At 63.3% G+C, this 16,427-nt stretch carries 10 protein-coding genes and 2 tRNA genes; 11 read left to right on the top strand and 1 reads right to left on the bottom strand.

Annotation, left to right across the window (positions count from 1 at the left end):
* Nucleotides 1–113 precede the first annotated feature (113 nt).
* From AC07X6_RS03420 to AC07X6_RS03410, 3 genes are all read left to right on the top strand, one after another.
* Nucleotides 114–187, top strand: a tRNA-Cys gene (locus tag AC07X6_RS03420).
* 277 nt (nt 188–464) lie between these two features.
* Nucleotides 465–1,952 carry a SulP family inorganic anion transporter gene (locus AC07X6_RS03415; RefSeq protein WP_494790114.1) on the top strand — a complete coding sequence of 496 codons (1,488 nt, stop codon included), beginning with the start codon at nt 465–467 and terminating at the stop codon, nt 1,950–1,952.
* Nucleotides 1,953–1,985: 33 nt separating this feature from the next.
* Complete coding sequence (locus tag AC07X6_RS03410; protein ID WP_230540640.1) at nt 1,986–2,438, top strand: hypothetical protein; 453 nt, start codon at nt 1,986–1,988, stop codon at nt 2,436–2,438.
* Nucleotides 2,439–2,463: 25 nt separating this feature from the next.
* On the opposite strand, the gene AC07X6_RS03405 is transcribed toward AC07X6_RS03410, so the two are convergent.
* A complete protein-coding gene (locus AC07X6_RS03405; protein ID WP_494790113.1) occupies nt 2,464–4,173 on the bottom strand; it encodes a methyl-accepting chemotaxis protein in 1,710 nt (569 codons plus the stop codon).
* Nucleotides 4,174–4,555: 382 nt separating this feature from the next.
* Between AC07X6_RS03405 and AC07X6_RS03400 the strand changes: the two genes are divergently transcribed.
* The 8 genes from AC07X6_RS03400 (at nt 4,556) to AC07X6_RS03365 (ending at nt 16,273) form a co-directional block, all read left to right on the top strand.
* On the top strand, nt 4,556–6,715 hold the full coding sequence (locus tag AC07X6_RS03400; RefSeq protein ID WP_494790112.1) for a TonB-dependent receptor: 2,160 nt from the start codon (nt 4,556–4,558) through the stop codon (nt 6,713–6,715).
* Between the two features lie 248 nt (nt 6,716–6,963).
* Nucleotides 6,964–10,035 carry a formate dehydrogenase-N subunit alpha gene (fdnG, locus tag AC07X6_RS03395; RefSeq protein WP_494790111.1) on the top strand — a complete coding sequence of 1,024 codons (3,072 nt, stop codon included), beginning with the start codon at nt 6,964–6,966 and terminating at the stop codon, nt 10,033–10,035.
* 13 nt (nt 10,036–10,048) lie between these two features.
* A complete protein-coding gene (fdxH, locus tag AC07X6_RS03390) occupies nt 10,049–10,969 on the top strand; it encodes a formate dehydrogenase subunit beta (RefSeq protein ID WP_035820208.1) in 921 nt (306 codons plus the stop codon).
* Nucleotides 10,959–11,630, top strand: coding sequence for a formate dehydrogenase subunit gamma (locus AC07X6_RS03385; protein ID WP_494790110.1), 672 nt, complete (start codon nt 10,959–10,961; stop codon nt 11,628–11,630). The genes fdxH and AC07X6_RS03385 overlap by 11 nt, the downstream gene beginning before the upstream one ends.
* A gap of 100 nt (nt 11,631–11,730) precedes the next feature.
* Entirely contained in the window at nt 11,731–12,792 is a 1,062-nt protein-coding gene (gene fdhE, locus AC07X6_RS03380; RefSeq protein ID WP_494790109.1) for a formate dehydrogenase accessory protein FdhE, read from the top strand.
* Nucleotides 12,792–14,213 carry an L-seryl-tRNA(Sec) selenium transferase gene (selA, locus tag AC07X6_RS03375; RefSeq protein WP_494790108.1) on the top strand — a complete coding sequence of 474 codons (1,422 nt, stop codon included), beginning with the start codon at nt 12,792–12,794 and terminating at the stop codon, nt 14,211–14,213. The genes fdhE and selA overlap by 1 nt, the downstream gene beginning before the upstream one ends.
* The gene (gene selB, locus AC07X6_RS03370) at nt 14,210–16,165 is read left to right on the top strand and encodes a selenocysteine-specific translation elongation factor (RefSeq protein WP_494790107.1); all 1,956 of its coding nucleotides are present in this window, start codon (nt 14,210–14,212) and stop codon (nt 16,163–16,165) included. Before selA ends, selB begins: the two co-directional genes overlap by 4 nt.
* Before the next feature lie 12 nt (nt 16,166–16,177).
* A tRNA-Sec gene (locus AC07X6_RS03365) sits at nt 16,178–16,273 on the top strand.
* The last annotated feature ends 154 nt before the right edge of the window (nt 16,274–16,427 follow it).

The following is a 16,427-nucleotide window of genomic DNA, read 5'->3' as shown; positions in this document are numbered from 1 at the left end:
AGTAGCTCAGTTGGTAGAGCGCAACCTTGCCAAGGTTGAGGTCGAGAGTTCGAGACTCTTCTCCCGCTCCAGTTTTCAAGGTGGGCCGCAAGGCGCATCCAAGCAGTTCCTCTGGCGAGGTAGCAAAGAGGTTATGCAGCGGCCTGCAAAGCCGTTTAGACGGGTTCGATTCCCGTCCTCGCCTCCAGATGAAAAAAATAGCCCACTTTCGAGTGGGCTATTTTTTTGTCTGCGCTTTCGCCAGACTTTGTCCGCTGTGCATCTTGTATAATGCCAGCAAGCTCAGCCGCGCCGCCTGGCGCCGTGATGAAACTTCCCCTTTTCGCCATACCCGTGTAGTCACTGACGAAGTCTTTCCCCGTTAGACCTCGGCACGGCTTCTTTTTGACGCCCGCTGGCTTGGCTGCGCCTGATTATTTTCCATCCGGCCGGCATTTCCCTGTTCCAACTTTGGATACGCATCAATGATCAACGCAACTTTTCGGGAAGAGTGGTTCTCGAACATACAAAAAAATATCCTCGCTGGCTTAACCACCTCGTTCGCCCTGGTGCCCGAATGCATCGCCTTTGCCCTGGTGGCGCAGCTCAATCCCCTGATGGGCCTGTATGGCGCCTTCATCATTTGCGCATTGACGGCCATCTTTGGCGGGCGCCCGGGCATGATTTCGGGCGCTGCCGGTTCCATGGCCATCGTCATCGTGGCTTTGGTGGCCCAGCATGGCGTGCAGTATCTGCTGGCGACCGTGGTGCTGAGCGGCATCATCATGGCGCTGTTCGGCCTCTTGCGCCTGGGTAAGCTGATCCGCATGGTGCCCCACCCGGTGATGCTGGGCTTCGTGAACGGCCTGGCCGTCGTCATCGCCATGGCCCAGCTGGAACATTTTCGCCAGGCTACGCCGCAAGGCGAAATCTGGCTGCAAGGCACGCCCTTGCTCGTGATGGCGGGCCTGGTGCTGCTCACCATGGCCATCGTCTACGTGCTGCCGCGCCTCACGCGCGCCGTGCCGCCCGCGCTGGTGGCCATCCTCGGCGTGGGCGTGCTCAGCCATTTTCTGCACCTGCCCACGCGCACCCTGGGCGACCTCGCGCATATCGCCGGCGGCTTGCCGGCCCTGCACTGGCCCACGGTGCCGCTGGACATGGCCACCTTGCACATCATCTTGCCGTATGCGGCGCTGATGGCCATGGTGGGCTTGCTGGAAACCTTGCTCACTTTTAATCTCACGGATGAAATAACGGAAACGCGGGGCCAGCCCAACCGCGAATGCATCGCCCTCGGTACCTCGAACGTCGTCTCGGGCCTGTTTGGCGGCATGGGCGGCTGCGCCATGATCGGCCAGACGATGATCAACCTGAGCTCGGGCGGGCGCTCGCGCCTGTCGGGCGTGACGGCCGGCGTGATGATTCTATTGTTCATCCTGTTCCTGTCGCCGCTGATCGAGCGCATTCCGCTGGCCGCGCTGGTCGGCGTGATGTTCGTCGTGGCGCAGCAGACGTTTGCCTGGGGTTCCCTGCGCGTGCTGGGCAAGGTGCCGCTGCAGGATGCGCTGGTGATCGTTGCCGTGACGGTGATCACCGTGTTCACGGACCTGGCGACGGCAGTGCTGTGCGGCATCGTGATTGCCGCCTTGAATTTTGCCTGGCAGCATGCGCGCGACATGCGTGCCGACATCGATGACAGCAGCCCTGGCATGCGCGTGTACTTGCCGCACGGCACCCTGTTTTTCGCCTCGGTCACGCATTTTCTGGAACTGTTCCAGCCGGCCGCCGATCCTGCCCGCGTCATCCTCGATTGCCGGCATCTGCACATGGCCGACCACTCGGCCATCGCCGCCATCGAAGCCCTGTATGAACGCTATGACAAGGCGGGCAAGCACCTGCAGGTGACGCATCTGTCTGTCCGCAACCAGGCCTTGCTGCAGCGGGCCGGGGTGGATGTGAGCGTGGCGTAAAATACGGGATTGCTGAATGTCTGTGGAGTGTGAATGCTGTCGAAGGAACAAGAACAATTATTGCAGCAAAGCCAGACGGCTTTTGATGCCTATTATGATGCGCTGGGCGCGTCGCTGGTCAATTTTGTCGAGCGCCTGGGCATCCAGCCCGCGCACGAAGTGCTGAGCAACGCGGCCGAATACCTGCCGTACATCGATGCGGCCATGCGCACCATCGTCATCCGCGACGAAAGCTGGCAATGGGTGAAAACCATGCTCGGCTACTTTATCGGCGAATACTTTGTGCAAGGTCATGCGGGTTGTTGGTATGTGGAAACGCGGGCCGAATCGCCGCATTTCTGCCGCATCATGGTGGGCGGCTTCGAGCATGGCATGCCGGCGGACGCCGCCATCGATCCGGAAGCGCTGGCGCTGGCATTCCTGGGACAATCCGTGCCGCGCGAACTGGCGGCACTGATCGCCAAAGAGCAAGCCCGCGCGGCTTGATGCAGCGCGGCTTGCTGCAGCAGATTTAAAACTCTTCCCAATCGCCTTCGGCCGGTGCCGTTGCTTTGCTGCTGGCGCGCGTCGCGGGCAGGCGCAGGGCAGGGGCCTTGCGTGCGGGGGCGGTCGGGGTTGCTGGAGCCGCCGGCGCGCTGCGCTGCGCCGCTTTCACGCTGAAACGGTCGGTCGCCGCCGCGTTGGCGTCCAGGCGGAAGACGCTGACCACTTGCGCCAGTTCGCTCGCCTGTTCCTGCATCGCTTCGGCCGCTGCCGACGCTTCTTCCACCAGCGCCGCATTTTGCTGGGTTACCTGATCCATTTCGGAAATGGCCTGGTTGACTTGCTCGATGCCCGCGCTCTGCTCTTCGCTGGCGTTGCTGATTTCGCTCATGATGGACGTGACGAAGCCGATGCTTTGCACGATTTCTTCCATCGTCTTGCCGGCCTTGTCGACCAGGTCCGTGCCCACGTCGACTTTTTGCACGGAATCGTCGATCAAGCCCTTGATCTCTTTCGCTGCCGCTGCCGAGCGTTGTGCCAGGTTGCGCACCTCGGTTGCCACGACGGCGAAGCCGCGGCCCTGTTCGCCGGCGCGCGCCGCTTCCACGGCCGCGTTCAGGGCCAGGATGTTGGTCTGGAAGGCGATGCCGTCGATGACAGAGATAATATCGACGATTTTCTTCGACGAGGTATTGATCTCGCCCATGGTGGCGACCACTTCGGCCACCACGGCGCCGCCGCGGCTGGCGATGCCGGCCGCGTCGCCGGCCAGTTTATTCGCCTGGCGCGCATTGTCCGCATTCTGCTTCACGGTACTGGTCAATTCTTCCATCGACGAGGCCGTTTCTTCCAGCGAACTGGCTTGCTGTTCCGTGCGCGAGGACAGATCCTGGTTGCCGGCGGCGATTTCCGCGGACGCCGTGGCGATGGTGTCGGTGCCGCTGCGCACCTGGCCGACGATGCCGACGAGGCTGTCGTTCATGGTTTTCAGGGCGTGCATCAGCTGCGCCGTTTCATCGCGGCCCTGCACCGTGATGGTGCTGCTCAGGTCGCCTGCTGCCACGGTTTCCGCCACTTTCACGGCGTCGCGGATGGGGCCGGTGATCGAGCGCGTGATCCACCACGCAAAACCGATGCCCATCAGCACGGCCAGCACGCCCATGGTGATCAGGAAGATGCGCGTGCCGCTGTAAGCCTCGATGATGCTGGCGCCGACGCCGTCGGCCGCCTTGATCTGCATGCCGGCAAAGCGCTTCACTTCGGCCAGGTAGGCCACGGTGATCGGTGCGACTTCCTTCTCGAACACGATCTTGGCGCCGGCCACGTCGCCGTCTGCCTTCATCTTGAAGGCGCGTGCGCGCGTCGTCACGTAGTCGGTACGCACCTTGCGCACGACCTTGAATTGCTCGATCACGGCCGGGTTGAGCAGCGAGGCGACGATGTCGTCCTGCAGCTTGCTGGAACGGTCCGCATCGACTTTCAAGTCTTCCTCGATCTTGGCGCGCACGACAGGATCCGTGATTTCGAACGAGGCGACACCGCGCACGCTGTTGAGTTCAATGATCTTCGACCATTCGGCCACCATGCGCTGGTTCTTGATGCTGGTATTGATGAGGCGATAGGTCAGGTCGCTGGCCGTTTGCATGCGCACGAGGGCGGTGACGGTCAAGGCGGCAAGCAACAGCAATACGACAGCAAAGCCGACGCCAAGGCGGCTGCCGATGTTCAGGTTTTTCATGTAATTCCTAACAGTTTAATAGTCATGATCGCCGCCGCCAGCAGGGGCGGACAGGCGCCGCAAGGCGCAGGGGATCGGGGTCTTCGGGTGCCGCAGGATTGCTGTGCGGCGCGCCGCGCTGTGCACGGCGTTGGAGGTAAAACAAGGGGTGTGGCGGCCTGGGATGCCGCTAACCAGCAAACCGGAAGTATAGCATTGACGCGCGGAAATAGTTTTTTACGGCAATTTTAATTACTTATTGATATTAATTCATTGTTGCTTTTTTACGTCAAGTACCTAGTCTATAAGTACTATCACTTACATTTTGCCTTATTTTTCGCCATGCCGGCTGATAAAATACTAATGAGAATCATTCGTATTAAATCATCGACCAGGGAATTGTATGCAGCAACAGCGCAAGCCAGGATGTAAACCGATCACTCTCGCCGTACTGGGCGCCCTGACCTTGGGCGCCACGCCATTGGCAGCCTGGGCTCAGGAAAGTTTGCCCGCCGTCACTGTGACGGCCTCGAAGGACAACGCCGGCTATGTCGCCGCCACCTCCGCCAGCGGCACCAAGACGGAAATGGCCTTGCGCGACGTGCCGCAGACGATCAACGTGGTGCCGGCTGCCGTGATCCGCGACCAGCATGCCGTGTCGATCCAGGACATCATGAAGAACATTCCCGGAGTGGGCCTGTCCACGGGCGACGGCCAGCGCGACCAGGTGTTCATCCGCGGTTTCACGGCCATCGGCGACCAGTTCGTCGACGGCTTCCGCGATGATGCGCTGTATTTCCGCGACCTGTCGAACGTGGAGCGCCTGGAAGTGATCAAGGGACCAGCCGCCGTGCTGTACGGCCGCGGTTCCTCGGGCGGCCTGGTGAACCGCATGACCAAAAAACCGGGTATCGATATCACGGACGTGGCGCTGAGCCTGACGAATACAAAAGGGCGCCGCGGCGAAGTCGACGTGGGCAGAGTCGGCGAGACGGTGGACTGGCGCGTCACGGGCGCGCGCGAATTGTCCGACAGCTACCGCGACCAGCAATTCATCAACCGCACGGCGATCGCGCCCTCCGTGGCCATCCGCCTCTCAAACGCCACGAAACTGCTGCTGCAGGGCGACTACCTGGAAGACCGCCGCCTGACGGACTTCGGCATCCCATCCTGGCACGGCCGTCCCGTCGCCGTCGATGCGGGCACCTATTATGGCGCCGCGAACGCCCGCGACGCCGACTTCAGCCAGTCGCGCGTGGTGTCCACGGCCGCCACCCTGACGCACAAATTCAGCGATAGTTTGTCGCTGCGCAATGCCTTCCGTTATTACGACTACCACCTGGACCGCAACAACACGAATATTTCCGGCAACGTCAACGAAGTCACAGGCACGATGAATCTCGGTCACGCCAAGCTCAACCGTGACGAGAGCGGCTGGTTCAACCAGACGGAACTGACGCAAAAGCTGGTCACGGGCAGCCTGCGCCACGAAGTGCTGTACGGCGCCGAGTTCGGCAAGCAGAACAAGGATGCCAGCAGCTGGGCCGCCATCGCTGTATCGACACCTGCGAAACCCGTGTCGATCTTCCATCCCGTGCTGCCCGTGGTCGACCGGACCAAGCTGGGCGCGCGCGGCGATACCTTCGGCACCTATGATACGGCCGCCGCCTACGTGCAGGACGCCATCAGTTTCAGCGACGAGTGGAAGGCGCTGGCCGGCCTGCGCTACGACCGCTACAAGCAGCAGTCGCGCCTGGCCAATGCGCTAGGCGTGACGACGGCGGACCTGTCGCGCACGGATTCGGCCTACAGCCCCCGCGCCGGTCTCGTCTGGCAACCGGGCGCTGCGCAGTCGTACTACGCGTCGTGGAGCCGTTCGTTCCAGCCCAGCGGCGAGAACTTCGCCCTGGCCGCGAATAATGCCGACCTGGCGCCGGAAACCACGCGCAACACGGAGGTGGGCGCCAAGTACGATCTGTGGGGCGGCCGCGCCAACGCCACCGTGTCGCTGTTCCGCCTGGAGCGCGACAATATCAAGACCAGCGACCCGATCACCAACCGCATCGTGCCCGTCGGCACGCAGCGCACGGATGGCCTGGAACTGACCTTCAACGCGGACTTGCACGATGGCTGGAAAATGATGGCCGGCTACGCTTACCTGGATGCCACCATCACCGATTCCATCGCCAAGGACAAGAGCGTCAATGTGCCAGGCAGCACCGTCGCCAGAGAAGTGCCGGTCAAGGGCAAGCGCGCCACCTTGACCGCGCGCAATACGGCCAACCTGTGGCTGACGAAAGAGCTGGGCCACGGCTACACGGTGGGCGGCGGCGTGAATGCCGTCGGCAGCCGTTTCGCCAATGCGGGCAACACGGTGGTCTTGCCCGGCTACGTGACGGCCGACGCCATGGCAGCGTGGCGCTCGGGCCGCTATGAAGTGCAGCTGAACGTCAACAATATCGGCGACACGCGCTACATCGTTTCCGGCCATGGTTCCAGCCCGAACCTGAGCTTGCCGGGCGCGCCGCGCAACGTGGCGCTGACCTTGCGCTACAGCATGTAATTTTTGCCGTTCCCCAACAAAACCCGCTCGCGAGCGGGTTTTTTCATGCCTGTCCATTTAGAGGAAATATTCGGTATGGATAAATTAATGTTGACTGCGAGTAATTTTTTCCGGCGGACTGAGCCTTGACTGGGTTTGAGGGGTAAAATACGCGTCATACGGCACGGGCATGGTGCTTATACCTTAGTGATATGACACTGTCATGACGCCGTATGACTTTTTATTTACTCACATCATAGAGGTCTGATATGGTTCAGATATCCAGGCGCCAGTTCCTTCGGGTAACTGGCGCCACGATTGCTGGCTCCAGCCTCGCCTTGCTCGGTTTTGCGCCGGGGCAGGCGATGGCAGAGGTACGGCAATACAAGCTGGCTCGCACGACCGAGACCCGCAATACCTGTCCTTACTGTTCCGTTGGCTGCGGCGTTTTGCTGTATGGCCTGGGCGATGGCGCGAAAAACGCCGTCTCCAGCATCATCCACGTGGAAGGCGATGCCGATCACCCGGTCAACCGCGGCACCCTGTGCCCGAAAGGCGCCAGCCTGGTCGACTTCATCCACAGCCCGAACCGCCTGAAAGTGCCCGAATACCGCGCGCCGGGCGGCACGGAATGGCAACCGATCTCCTGGGATGTGGCGCTCGACAAGATCGCGCGCCTGATGAAGGATGACCGCGATGCCAACCTGATCGAAAAGAATGCCGACGGCAAGACCGTCAACCGCTGGCTCTCCACCGGCATGCTGGCCGCGTCCGCCGGCAGCAACGAGGTCGGGTATCTGACCCACAAGACAGTGCGCAGCATGGGGATGCTGACCTTTGATAATCAGGCGCGTGTATGACACGGACCGACGGTGGCAGGTCTTGCCCCGACGTTTGGCCGTGGCGCGATGACGAATCATTGGGTCGATATCAAGAATGCCGACGTGATTTTGGTCATGGGCGGCAATGCAGCAGAAGCACATCCTTGCGGATTCAAATGGGTAACGGAAGCGAAGGCGCATAACAAGGCCAAGCTGATCGTTGTCGATCCGCGTTTTACCCGTACCGCATCCGTGGCAGATTACTACTGCGCCACGCGTACCGGCACGGACATCGTCTTCCTCGGCGCGATCATCAATTATCTGCTGACGAACGACAAGATCCAGCATGAGTACGTGCGCAACTACACGGACATGCCTTTCATCGTGCGCGAAGACTATGCGTTCGAGGACGGCCTGTTCTCGGGTTTCGACAAGGAAAAAGGCAAGTACACCAACAAGGCCACCTGGGATTACGAGATCGGCGACGACGGCTACGCCAAGGTCGACCCGACCCTGGAACACCCGCGCTGCGTCTACCAGATGATGAAGAAGCACTACGCGCGCTACACGACCGAGATGGTCGAGCGTACGTGCGGCGTGTCGGCCGACAAGTTCCACAAGGTGGCCGAAGCCCTGGCTTCGACCGCCGTGCCGGGACGCGCCGGCACCATCCTGTACGCGCTGGGCTGGACGCACCACTCGACGGGCGCGCAAACCATCCGCACGGGCGCCATGGTGCAGTTGCTGCTGGGTAACATGGGTATCGCGGGCGGCGGCATGAACGCCTTGCGCGGCCACTCGAACATCCAGGGCTTGACCGACCTGGGCCTGATGTCGAACCTGTTGCCAGGTTACATGACCTTGCCCAATGAAGCGGAGCAGGATTTCGACGGCTACATCGCCGCGCGCGCCACCAAGCCGCTGCGGCCGAACCAGCTCAGCTACTGGAGCAATTACCGCAAATTCCACGTCAGCTTCATGAAGACGTGGTGGGGCGATTTCGCCACGGCGGAAAATAACTACGCCTACGACTACCTGCCAAAACTCGACAAGCCGTATGACTTGATGCAAGCCATCGAGAACATGCACCAAGGCAAGATGACGGGTTATATCTGCCAGGGCTTCAATGTGCTGGCGTCCGCGCCGAACAAGCAGAAGGTCACGGAAGCGCTGTCGAAGCTGAAGTTCCTCGTCATCATGGATCCGCTGGCCGTGGAAACGGGCGAATTCTGGAAGGCGCACGGCCAATACCACGAAGTCGATCCCACCAAGATCATGACGGAAGTGTTCCGCTTGCCGACGAGCTGCTTCGCCGAAGAACGCGGTTCGCTGGTGAGTTCCTCGCGCGTGCTGCAGTGGCACTGGCAGGCGGCCGAACCGCCGGGCCAGGCGCGCAGCGACCTGGAGATCATGTCGGGCCTGTTCTTGCGCATGCGCAACATGTACAAGAAAGAGGGCGGCAAGTTCCCCGATCCTATCGTCAACCTGACGTGGAATTATGCGCAGCCGCATAACCCGCAGCCGGAAGAAATCGCCCGCGAATTCAACGGCAAGGCGCTGGCCGACTTGTACGACCCGAAAGATCCGACCAAGCTGCTGGTGAAAAAGGGCGAGCAGCTCGCTTCGTTTGCGCAATTGCGCGACGACGGCACGACCACCAGCGGTTGCTGGATCTTCGCCGGCAGCTGGACGCAGGCGGGCAACCAGATGGGACGGCGCGACAACAGCGACCCGACCGGCATCGGCCAGACCCTGGGCTGGGCCTGGGCGTGGCCGGCCAACCGCCGCGTGCTGTACAACCGCGCCTCGTGCGACCTGAAGGGCAAGGCCTTCGACCCGACCCGCAAGTTGATCGAATGGAATGGCACCAACTGGAGCGGGGCCGATATTCCCGACTTCAAGGCCGACGAACCGCCGGAAAACGGCATGGGGCCGTTCATCATGCTGGGCGAGGGCGTGGCGCGCTTCTTTGCGCGCGGGGCCATGGCCGAAGGGCCGTTCCCCGAGCATTACGAGCCGTTCGAAAATCCGCTGGGCTATAACCCCATGCACCCGAAAAACCCGCAAGCGACCAGCAATCCGGCCGCGCGCGTGTTTGCCGATGACCGCAAGCAATTCGGCACGCATGAGGAATACCCGCACGTGGCCACCAGCTACCGTTTGACCGAGCATTTCCATTACTGGACCAAGCATGCGCACCTGAATGCCATCATCCAGCCGCAGCAATTCGTCGAAATCGGCGAAGAGCTGGCCAAGAGCATCGGCGTCGTTGCCGGCGGAGAAGTGCGCGTCAGTTCCAAGCGCGGCCACATCATCGCCAAGGCCGTCGTCACCAAGCGCATCAAGGCCTTGATGATCGAAGGCAAACCGGTGCATACCGTGGGTCTGCCGCTGCACTGGGGCTTTACGGGCGTGGCCAAGCCGGGGTATCTGATTAATACCCTGACGCCGGGCGTGGGGGATGCGAATTCGCAAACGCCGGAATTCAAGTCCTTCCTGGTGAAGGTGGAAAAAGCATGATGGGAGCTCAATAATGGCACTGCAATCCTTAGATATCCGGCGCCTGTCGGCTACCACGGTGACGCCGCCGCAAGCACGCAGCCCGGTGACGGGCACCGTGGCCAAGCTGATCGATGTGTCGAAATGCATCGGCTGCAAGGCTTGCCAGACGGCGTGCATGGAATGGAACGACTTGCGTGACGAAGTCGGCGAAAACCATGGCACCTATGACAATCCGACGGACCTGACGCCGCAATCGTGGACGGTGATGCGTTTTGCCGAGCACGAAAACAACGACGGCAACCTCGAGTGGCTGATCCGCAAGGATGGCTGCATGCACTGCGAGGACCCGGGCTGCCTGAAGGCCTGTCCGGCGCCGGGCGCCATCGTGCAATACACGAACGGCATCGTGGATTTCCACCAGGAAAACTGCATCGGCTGCGGCTACTGCGTGGCCGGCTGTCCTTTCGACGTGCCCCGCATCTCGAAGAAGGACGACCGCGCCTACAAGTGCACCTTGTGCTCGGACCGCGTCGCCGTGGGCCAGGAACCGGCCTGCGTGAAGACGTGCCCGACGGGCGCCATCGTCTTCGGCACCAAGGAAGACATGAAGGTGCATGCGGAAGAGCGCATCGTCGACCTGAAGTCGCGCGGCTTTGAAAACGCGGGCCTGTACGATCCGCTGGGCGTGGGCGGCACGCACGTGATGTACGTGCTGCACCATGCCGACAAGCCGAAGCTGTATTCGAACTTGCCGGAACGCCCGCGCATCAGTCCGATGGTGGGCTTCTGGAAGGGCTGGTCCAAGCCGCTGGCCGTCGCCGGCATGGCGGCCACGGCCCTGGCAGGCCTGTTCCACTACACGCGTGTCGGTCCGAACGAAGTGAGCAAGGACGAAGAGCACGAGGCGCTGGAAGAGGCCAAGCGCATCCGGGAGGAACAGCATGAAGCATAGTGAACTTCACGATGGCAAGCTGCGCGACAAGGATGGCAATCCCTTGATCGAGCGCTACAACCCCAATGAGCGCACGAATCACTGGGTCACGGCCATCACCTTCGTCATGCTGGCCCTGTCCGGGCTGGCCATGTTCCATCCCTCGATGGCGTGGCTGGCGAACCTGTTCGGCGGCGGGCAATGGACGCGCATTTTGCATCCGTTTGCCGGCCTGGTGATGTTCGTCTCGTTCGCGATCCTGGTGCTGCGCTTCTGGCACCACAACAAGTTCGAGGATGGCGACAAGCAGTGGCTGAAACAGATGGACGACGTGCTGCACAACCGCGAGGAAAAGCTTCCGAAGATCGGCAAATACAATGCCGGCCAGAAGATCCTGTTCTTCGTGTTGCTGGTCAGCATGATAGGCCTGCTGCTGTCGGGCATCGTGATCTGGCGCGCGTATTTTGCGTTCTATTTCCCCATCGACGTGGTGCGCTTTGCCGCCTTGCTGCATGCGGGTTGTGCTTTTGCTATCATCTGCGCCATCATCGTGCACATCTACGCGGCCCTGTGGGTCAAGGGCTCGATCGGCGCCATGGTACGCGGCACCGTCACCTATGGATGGGCGCGCAAGCACCATCCGAAGTGGTTTGAGGCGGTGGTACGCAACAGCAAGGATTAAGCTGCCGTAAGCGATACCCTGCTGCAAGAGCCGGGGCCGGTCCCACAGGATCGGCCCCTTTCTCTTTATCGATTAAAATACTTTTACATCCCCTTTCTTGATGGGAACTCCATTGGTACAACGCATTCTTCAGCCAGGCGAAATCGAAGGCCTGGACCACAACGCGATTCCGCGCCTTCTGCTGCCGCAGCCTGACAGCCTGTTTACGGCGCGCGCCTTGCGCTTGCGCGAATTGGCGCAGGGCAATATCAAGGGCATCCCCGTCGACGCGGGCATGCAGGGCTACCTGGTGCTGATGGCCGCGCTGGCCGATGCGCAGGCCGCCGTGGTAGCCAAACTGGCGCCCGGCGCCGTGCCGGCCGCCGATCCCGACGCGCTGCGCCGCGCGGTCCAGCACCGCATGCCCGTGCTGCCCGTCAACGGCGCCCGTCCGCCCGTCTGGCGCGACATCTTTGCCAGCCTGCTCGATGAACTGGCCGCCACGGCAGCACGCCAGCCGGCCCTGTCCGGCGGCCTGACGCAAGTGCTGGCCCAGCTGCGCGCGCTCGACGCGGCCGCGCTGGACGCCTGCGCCGATGCCGTGCTCGATGAAAACGGCGACAACCTCAATCCCATGCATGCGCCGTTCGTCGCGGCCGCGCTGCAGATCCTGTGGTCGGTATCGGCCAGCGCATTGCGCGCCGCGCGCGTGCCGGACCTGGAAACGGGCACCCTGTGTCCCGTCTGCGGTTCGCACCCCGTCGCCAGCGTGATCCGCATCGGCGGCCAGTCGCAGGGCTACCGCTACCTGCACTGCGGCATTTGCGAAAGCGAATGGCACATGGTGCGCGTAAAATGTTCGACCTGCGAACAGAATGGCAAGATCGCCTACCAGGGCCTCGATGCGGCCGATGCCGCGCCGTTCGACCCGGTGACGGCGAAGGACGAGAAATTGCCGAACAAGGCCAACGATCCAAAGAAGGTGGCGCGCGCGGAAACCTGCGACGATTGCCATACCTATCGAAAAGTCTTCAACCAGGAACACGATTACAACGTCGAGCCGCTGGCCGACGACCTGGCCAGCCTGATGCTCGACCTGCTGGTGGGCGAAGCGGGCTACCAGCGCGCCAGCGGCAATCCGCTGCTGTGGCTGGGGAAGAGCGAACCCCAGGGCGCAGCCTGATGAAGACAGAGCAGACCGTGCGCCTGCCGTCGGTGGACCGCATCCTGGGCGACGGGGATTGCCTGGCCCTGATCGCCGAATACGGCCGCGTGCAGACCCTGGACTGCGCGCGCGCCGTGCTGGCCGAATTGCGCACGGCCATGCTGGCCGGGGCGGGTTTTGGTAACTTCGGCGAGGAGGGCGCATCGATTGCCGCCATCGCCGCGCAAATGGGCGAACGCCTGCAGGCGCAGTCGCGCCCGCAGCTGCGCGCCGTGTTCAACCTGACGGGCACCGTGCTGCACACGAATCTGGGACGCGCGCTGCTGCCCGACGCCGCCGTGCAAGCGGTGGTGGAAGCGCTGCAGTGGCCGATGAACCTGGAATTTGACCTGGAAACGGGCAAGCGGGGCGACCGCGACGACCTGGTCGAAGAACTGCTGCGCGAACTGACGGGGGCCGAAGCGGCCACCATCGTCAACAACAATGCGGCCGCCGTGCTGCTGATGCTGAACACTCTGGCACAGAACAAAGAGGTCGTCGTCTCGCGCGGGGAACTGGTGGAAATCGGCGGCGCCTTCCGCATCCCCGACGTGATGACGCGCGCGGGCGCCGTGCTGCGCGAGGTGGGCAGCACCAACCGCACGCACCTGGCCGATTACGCGAACGGGATCAACGAGCACACAAGCCTGCTGATGAAGGTCCATTGCAGCAATTACGCGATTACCGGTTTCACGAAAAGCGTGGAGCTGGACGAACTGGTGCCGCTGGCGGCACAGCATGGCGTGCCGACGGCCGTGGACCTGGGCAGCGGCACTCTCGTTGATCTGGCGCAATACGGGCTGCCGCATGAAACGACGGTGCGCGAAACCATCGCGGCCGGCGCCGACCTGGTGACCTTCAGCGGCGACAAATTGCTCGGTGGTCCGCAGTGCGGCGTCATCGTCGGCCGCGCCGACCTGATCGCCAGGATCAAGCGCAACCCATTGAAACGCGCGCTGAGGGTCGGCAAGCTGACATTGGCCGCATTGGCTCCCGTGCTGCAGCTGTACCGCGCGCCCGACTTGCTGGCCGACCGTTTGACCACCTTGCGCCTGTTGACGCGCCCGGCCGCCGCCATGCGCGCGCAGGCCGAGCAATTGCTGCCGCAGTTGCAGCAGGTGCTGGGAAAATCGTACGCCGTCACGGCTGAAGCCATGAAAAGCCAGATCGGCAGCGGCGCCTTGCCCGTCGACCAGCTGCCCAGCTTTGGCCTGGCCATCCGCAGCGCCCCCGGCGCGCGCCTGAGCAACCCATTGGGCGTGCTGGAGCAGCGCCTGCGCGCCTTGCCTTGCCCCGTGATCGGCCGCATCGGCCAGGACACGCTGTGGCTCGATTTGCGCTGCCTGGAAGCGGCGCACGAGACGGCCTTCATTGCGCAGCTGGCCGGGTTGTCCGCATGATCGTCGGCACCGCAGGCCATATCGACCATGGCAAGACGACCCTCACGCGCGCGCTGACGGGCGTGCACACGGACCGCTTGAAGGAAGAGCAGGCGCGCGGCATCTCGATAGAACTCGGCTATGCCTACCTGCCGCTGGCCGATGGCACGGTGCTGGGCGTGATCGACGTGCCGGGACACGAAAAATTCATCCGCACCATGGCGTCCGGCGTGACGGGCATCGACTTCGCCCTGCTCGTGGTGGCGGCCGACGACGGCGTCATGCCGCAGACGCACGAGCACCTGGCCATTTTGCGGCTGCTGGGCGTGACGCGTGGCGCCGTGGCGCTGACCAAGGTCGACCGCGCCGATAGCGCCCGCGTGGCGCAGGTGGAAGCGGACATCGAGGCGCTGCTGGCCGGCATGCCGCTGGCGGGCAGCCCGATCTTTCCGACGGCCGCCAATCGCGACAGCGATCCCGGCGTGGCCGCCTTGCTGGCGCACCTGACGCAGGTGGCGCGCAGCCTGCCGCAACGCGACGAGCGGCGCTTGTTCCGCCTGGGCGTGGACCGCGTGTTCACCTTGCCGGGGCAGGGCACCATCGTCACCGGCACGGCGTTGGCCGGCATGGCCACGGTGGGGGACAGCCTGCAACTGGCGCCCGGCGGCGCGCCGGCGCGCGTGCGCAGCATCCATGCGCAAAACCGCGCGGCCGAGACGGGCATGGCGGGCCAGCGCCTGGCGCTGAACCTGGCCGGCATCGACCGCGAAGGCATCGAGCGGGGCAACTGGATCGTCGCGCCCGCGCTGGCGCAGTGTTCCGAGCGCCTCGACGTGGAACTGACCCTGCTGCCCGACGCCGGCGTGCAATTGAAAGCCTGGTCGCCGCTGCACGTGCACCTGGGCGCGGCGCACCAGCTGGCGCGCGCCGTCATGCTCGATGGCGAGACCCTGTCGCCGGGACAGACGGGCAGGGTACAGCTGGTGTTCGAGGCGCCCATGCACGGCGTGCCGGGCGACCGCTTCGTCGTGCGCAATGCGCAAGCGACGCAGACGGTGGGCGGCGGCATGGTGCTCGATCCGTTCGGTCCGGCGCGCAAGCGGCGCAGCCCGGCCAGGCTGGCGTGGCTCGATGCGCTGGCGGCGTTTGTCGCGCACGGCGACATCGGCGCCCTGCTGGCGCAAAGCCCGCTGGGCTTGCGCGAGTCGCTGCTGGTGCGCCTGTCGCTGCTGCCGGCGGCAGCCATCACCTTGCCGCCCGAGACGCGGCGCATCGCCCTGCGCGGCGACGACGCCCTGCTGCTGGCGCCGGCGGCCTTGCTGGCGCTGGAAGAGCGATTGCTGGCGGCCCTGGCAGCGTTCCACGCCCGTGCGCCGGACGAGGCGGGCCCCGAGCTGTGGCGCCTGAAGCGCATCGTCGACGCGGAGATGGAAGACGCCTTGTGGAGCCATCTGGTCGATGGCTTGCTGGCGCAAGGCAGCGTGCAGGCGCGCGGCGCCAGCCTGCATCTGCCGACGCACAGCGTGGAACTGACGCCGCAGGAACAGGCGGTGGCCGAGCCGCTGCTGGCGGCGCTGGAACAGGGGCGCTTCGATCCGCCCTGGACGCGCGACCTGGCACGCGACTTCGGCCTGGCCGAGGACGAGACGCGCAGGCTGCTGCGTAAACTGGCGAAAGCGGGCCAGATCAGCCAGGTGGTGCACGACCTGTTTTATCACCCGGCCGCGCTGGCCGGGTTGGCGCAGCTGGTGCGGGACCTGGCGCAAAAAGCCGAAGAGGAAGGGGCGCTGGCGTCCGGTTCCGGCGCCGTCAGCGCGGCCGTATTCCGCGACGCGAGCGGCCTGGGGCGCAAGCGGGCGATCCAGGTTCTGGAGTTCTTCGACCGCGTCGGTTATACTCGCCGTGTTGGCAATGGGCATTTGTTGCGCCCGCAAGCATTGTGGTCCTACAGCGCCGCCTTGCCCAACAGTTAGCTCTGGCACCGCGGAAAGCACACTCATCCGGTGATGTGGCCGGGCTTCAAACCCGGTGGAGGGCGTCAGACGTTCTCCCGTAGGTTCGACTCCTACTGTTTTCCGCCAGTTATTTTTCTCGCCATTTTCCCCTCGCATGTTCGTTCCCAGCGTTGGCCCTGAGCCACGTTACGGAAAAATAATGGTTTATTTGGCAACCTTTGGCGATGGCCGGTGGGGGCCGATGTTACCATCCTGCAGGTGGCAGGGACGCGTATCCCCT

It is taken from the genome of Janthinobacterium sp. GW460-12-1-14-LB5 (assembly GCF_059423585.1).
Note: the sequence above shows the minus strand (reverse complement) of the source record. Positions and strands in the feature narration are given on the sequence as shown.

Coding starts and splice junctions, on each gene's coding strand:
- AC07X6_RS03415 (WP_494790114.1), top strand. CDS start 465: ATGATCAACGCAACTTTTCGGGAAGAGTGGTTCTCGAACATACAAAAA.
- AC07X6_RS03410 (WP_230540640.1), top strand. CDS start 1,986: ATGCTGTCGAAGGAACAAGAACAATTATTGCAGCAAAGCCAGACGGCT.
- AC07X6_RS03405 (WP_494790113.1), bottom strand. CDS start 4,173: ATGAAAAACCTGAACATCGGCAGCCGCCTTGGCGTCGGCTTTGCTGTC.
- AC07X6_RS03400 (WP_494790112.1), top strand. CDS start 4,556: ATGCAGCAACAGCGCAAGCCAGGATGTAAACCGATCACTCTCGCCGTA.
- fdxH (WP_035820208.1), top strand. CDS start 10,049: ATGGCACTGCAATCCTTAGATATCCGGCGCCTGTCGGCTACCACGGTG.
- AC07X6_RS03385 (WP_494790110.1), top strand. CDS start 10,959: ATGAAGCATAGTGAACTTCACGATGGCAAGCTGCGCGACAAGGATGGC.
- fdhE (WP_494790109.1), top strand. CDS start 11,731: ATGGGAACTCCATTGGTACAACGCATTCTTCAGCCAGGCGAAATCGAA.
- selA (WP_494790108.1), top strand. CDS start 12,792: ATGAAGACAGAGCAGACCGTGCGCCTGCCGTCGGTGGACCGCATCCTG.
- selB (WP_494790107.1), top strand. CDS start 14,210: ATGATCGTCGGCACCGCAGGCCATATCGACCATGGCAAGACGACCCTC.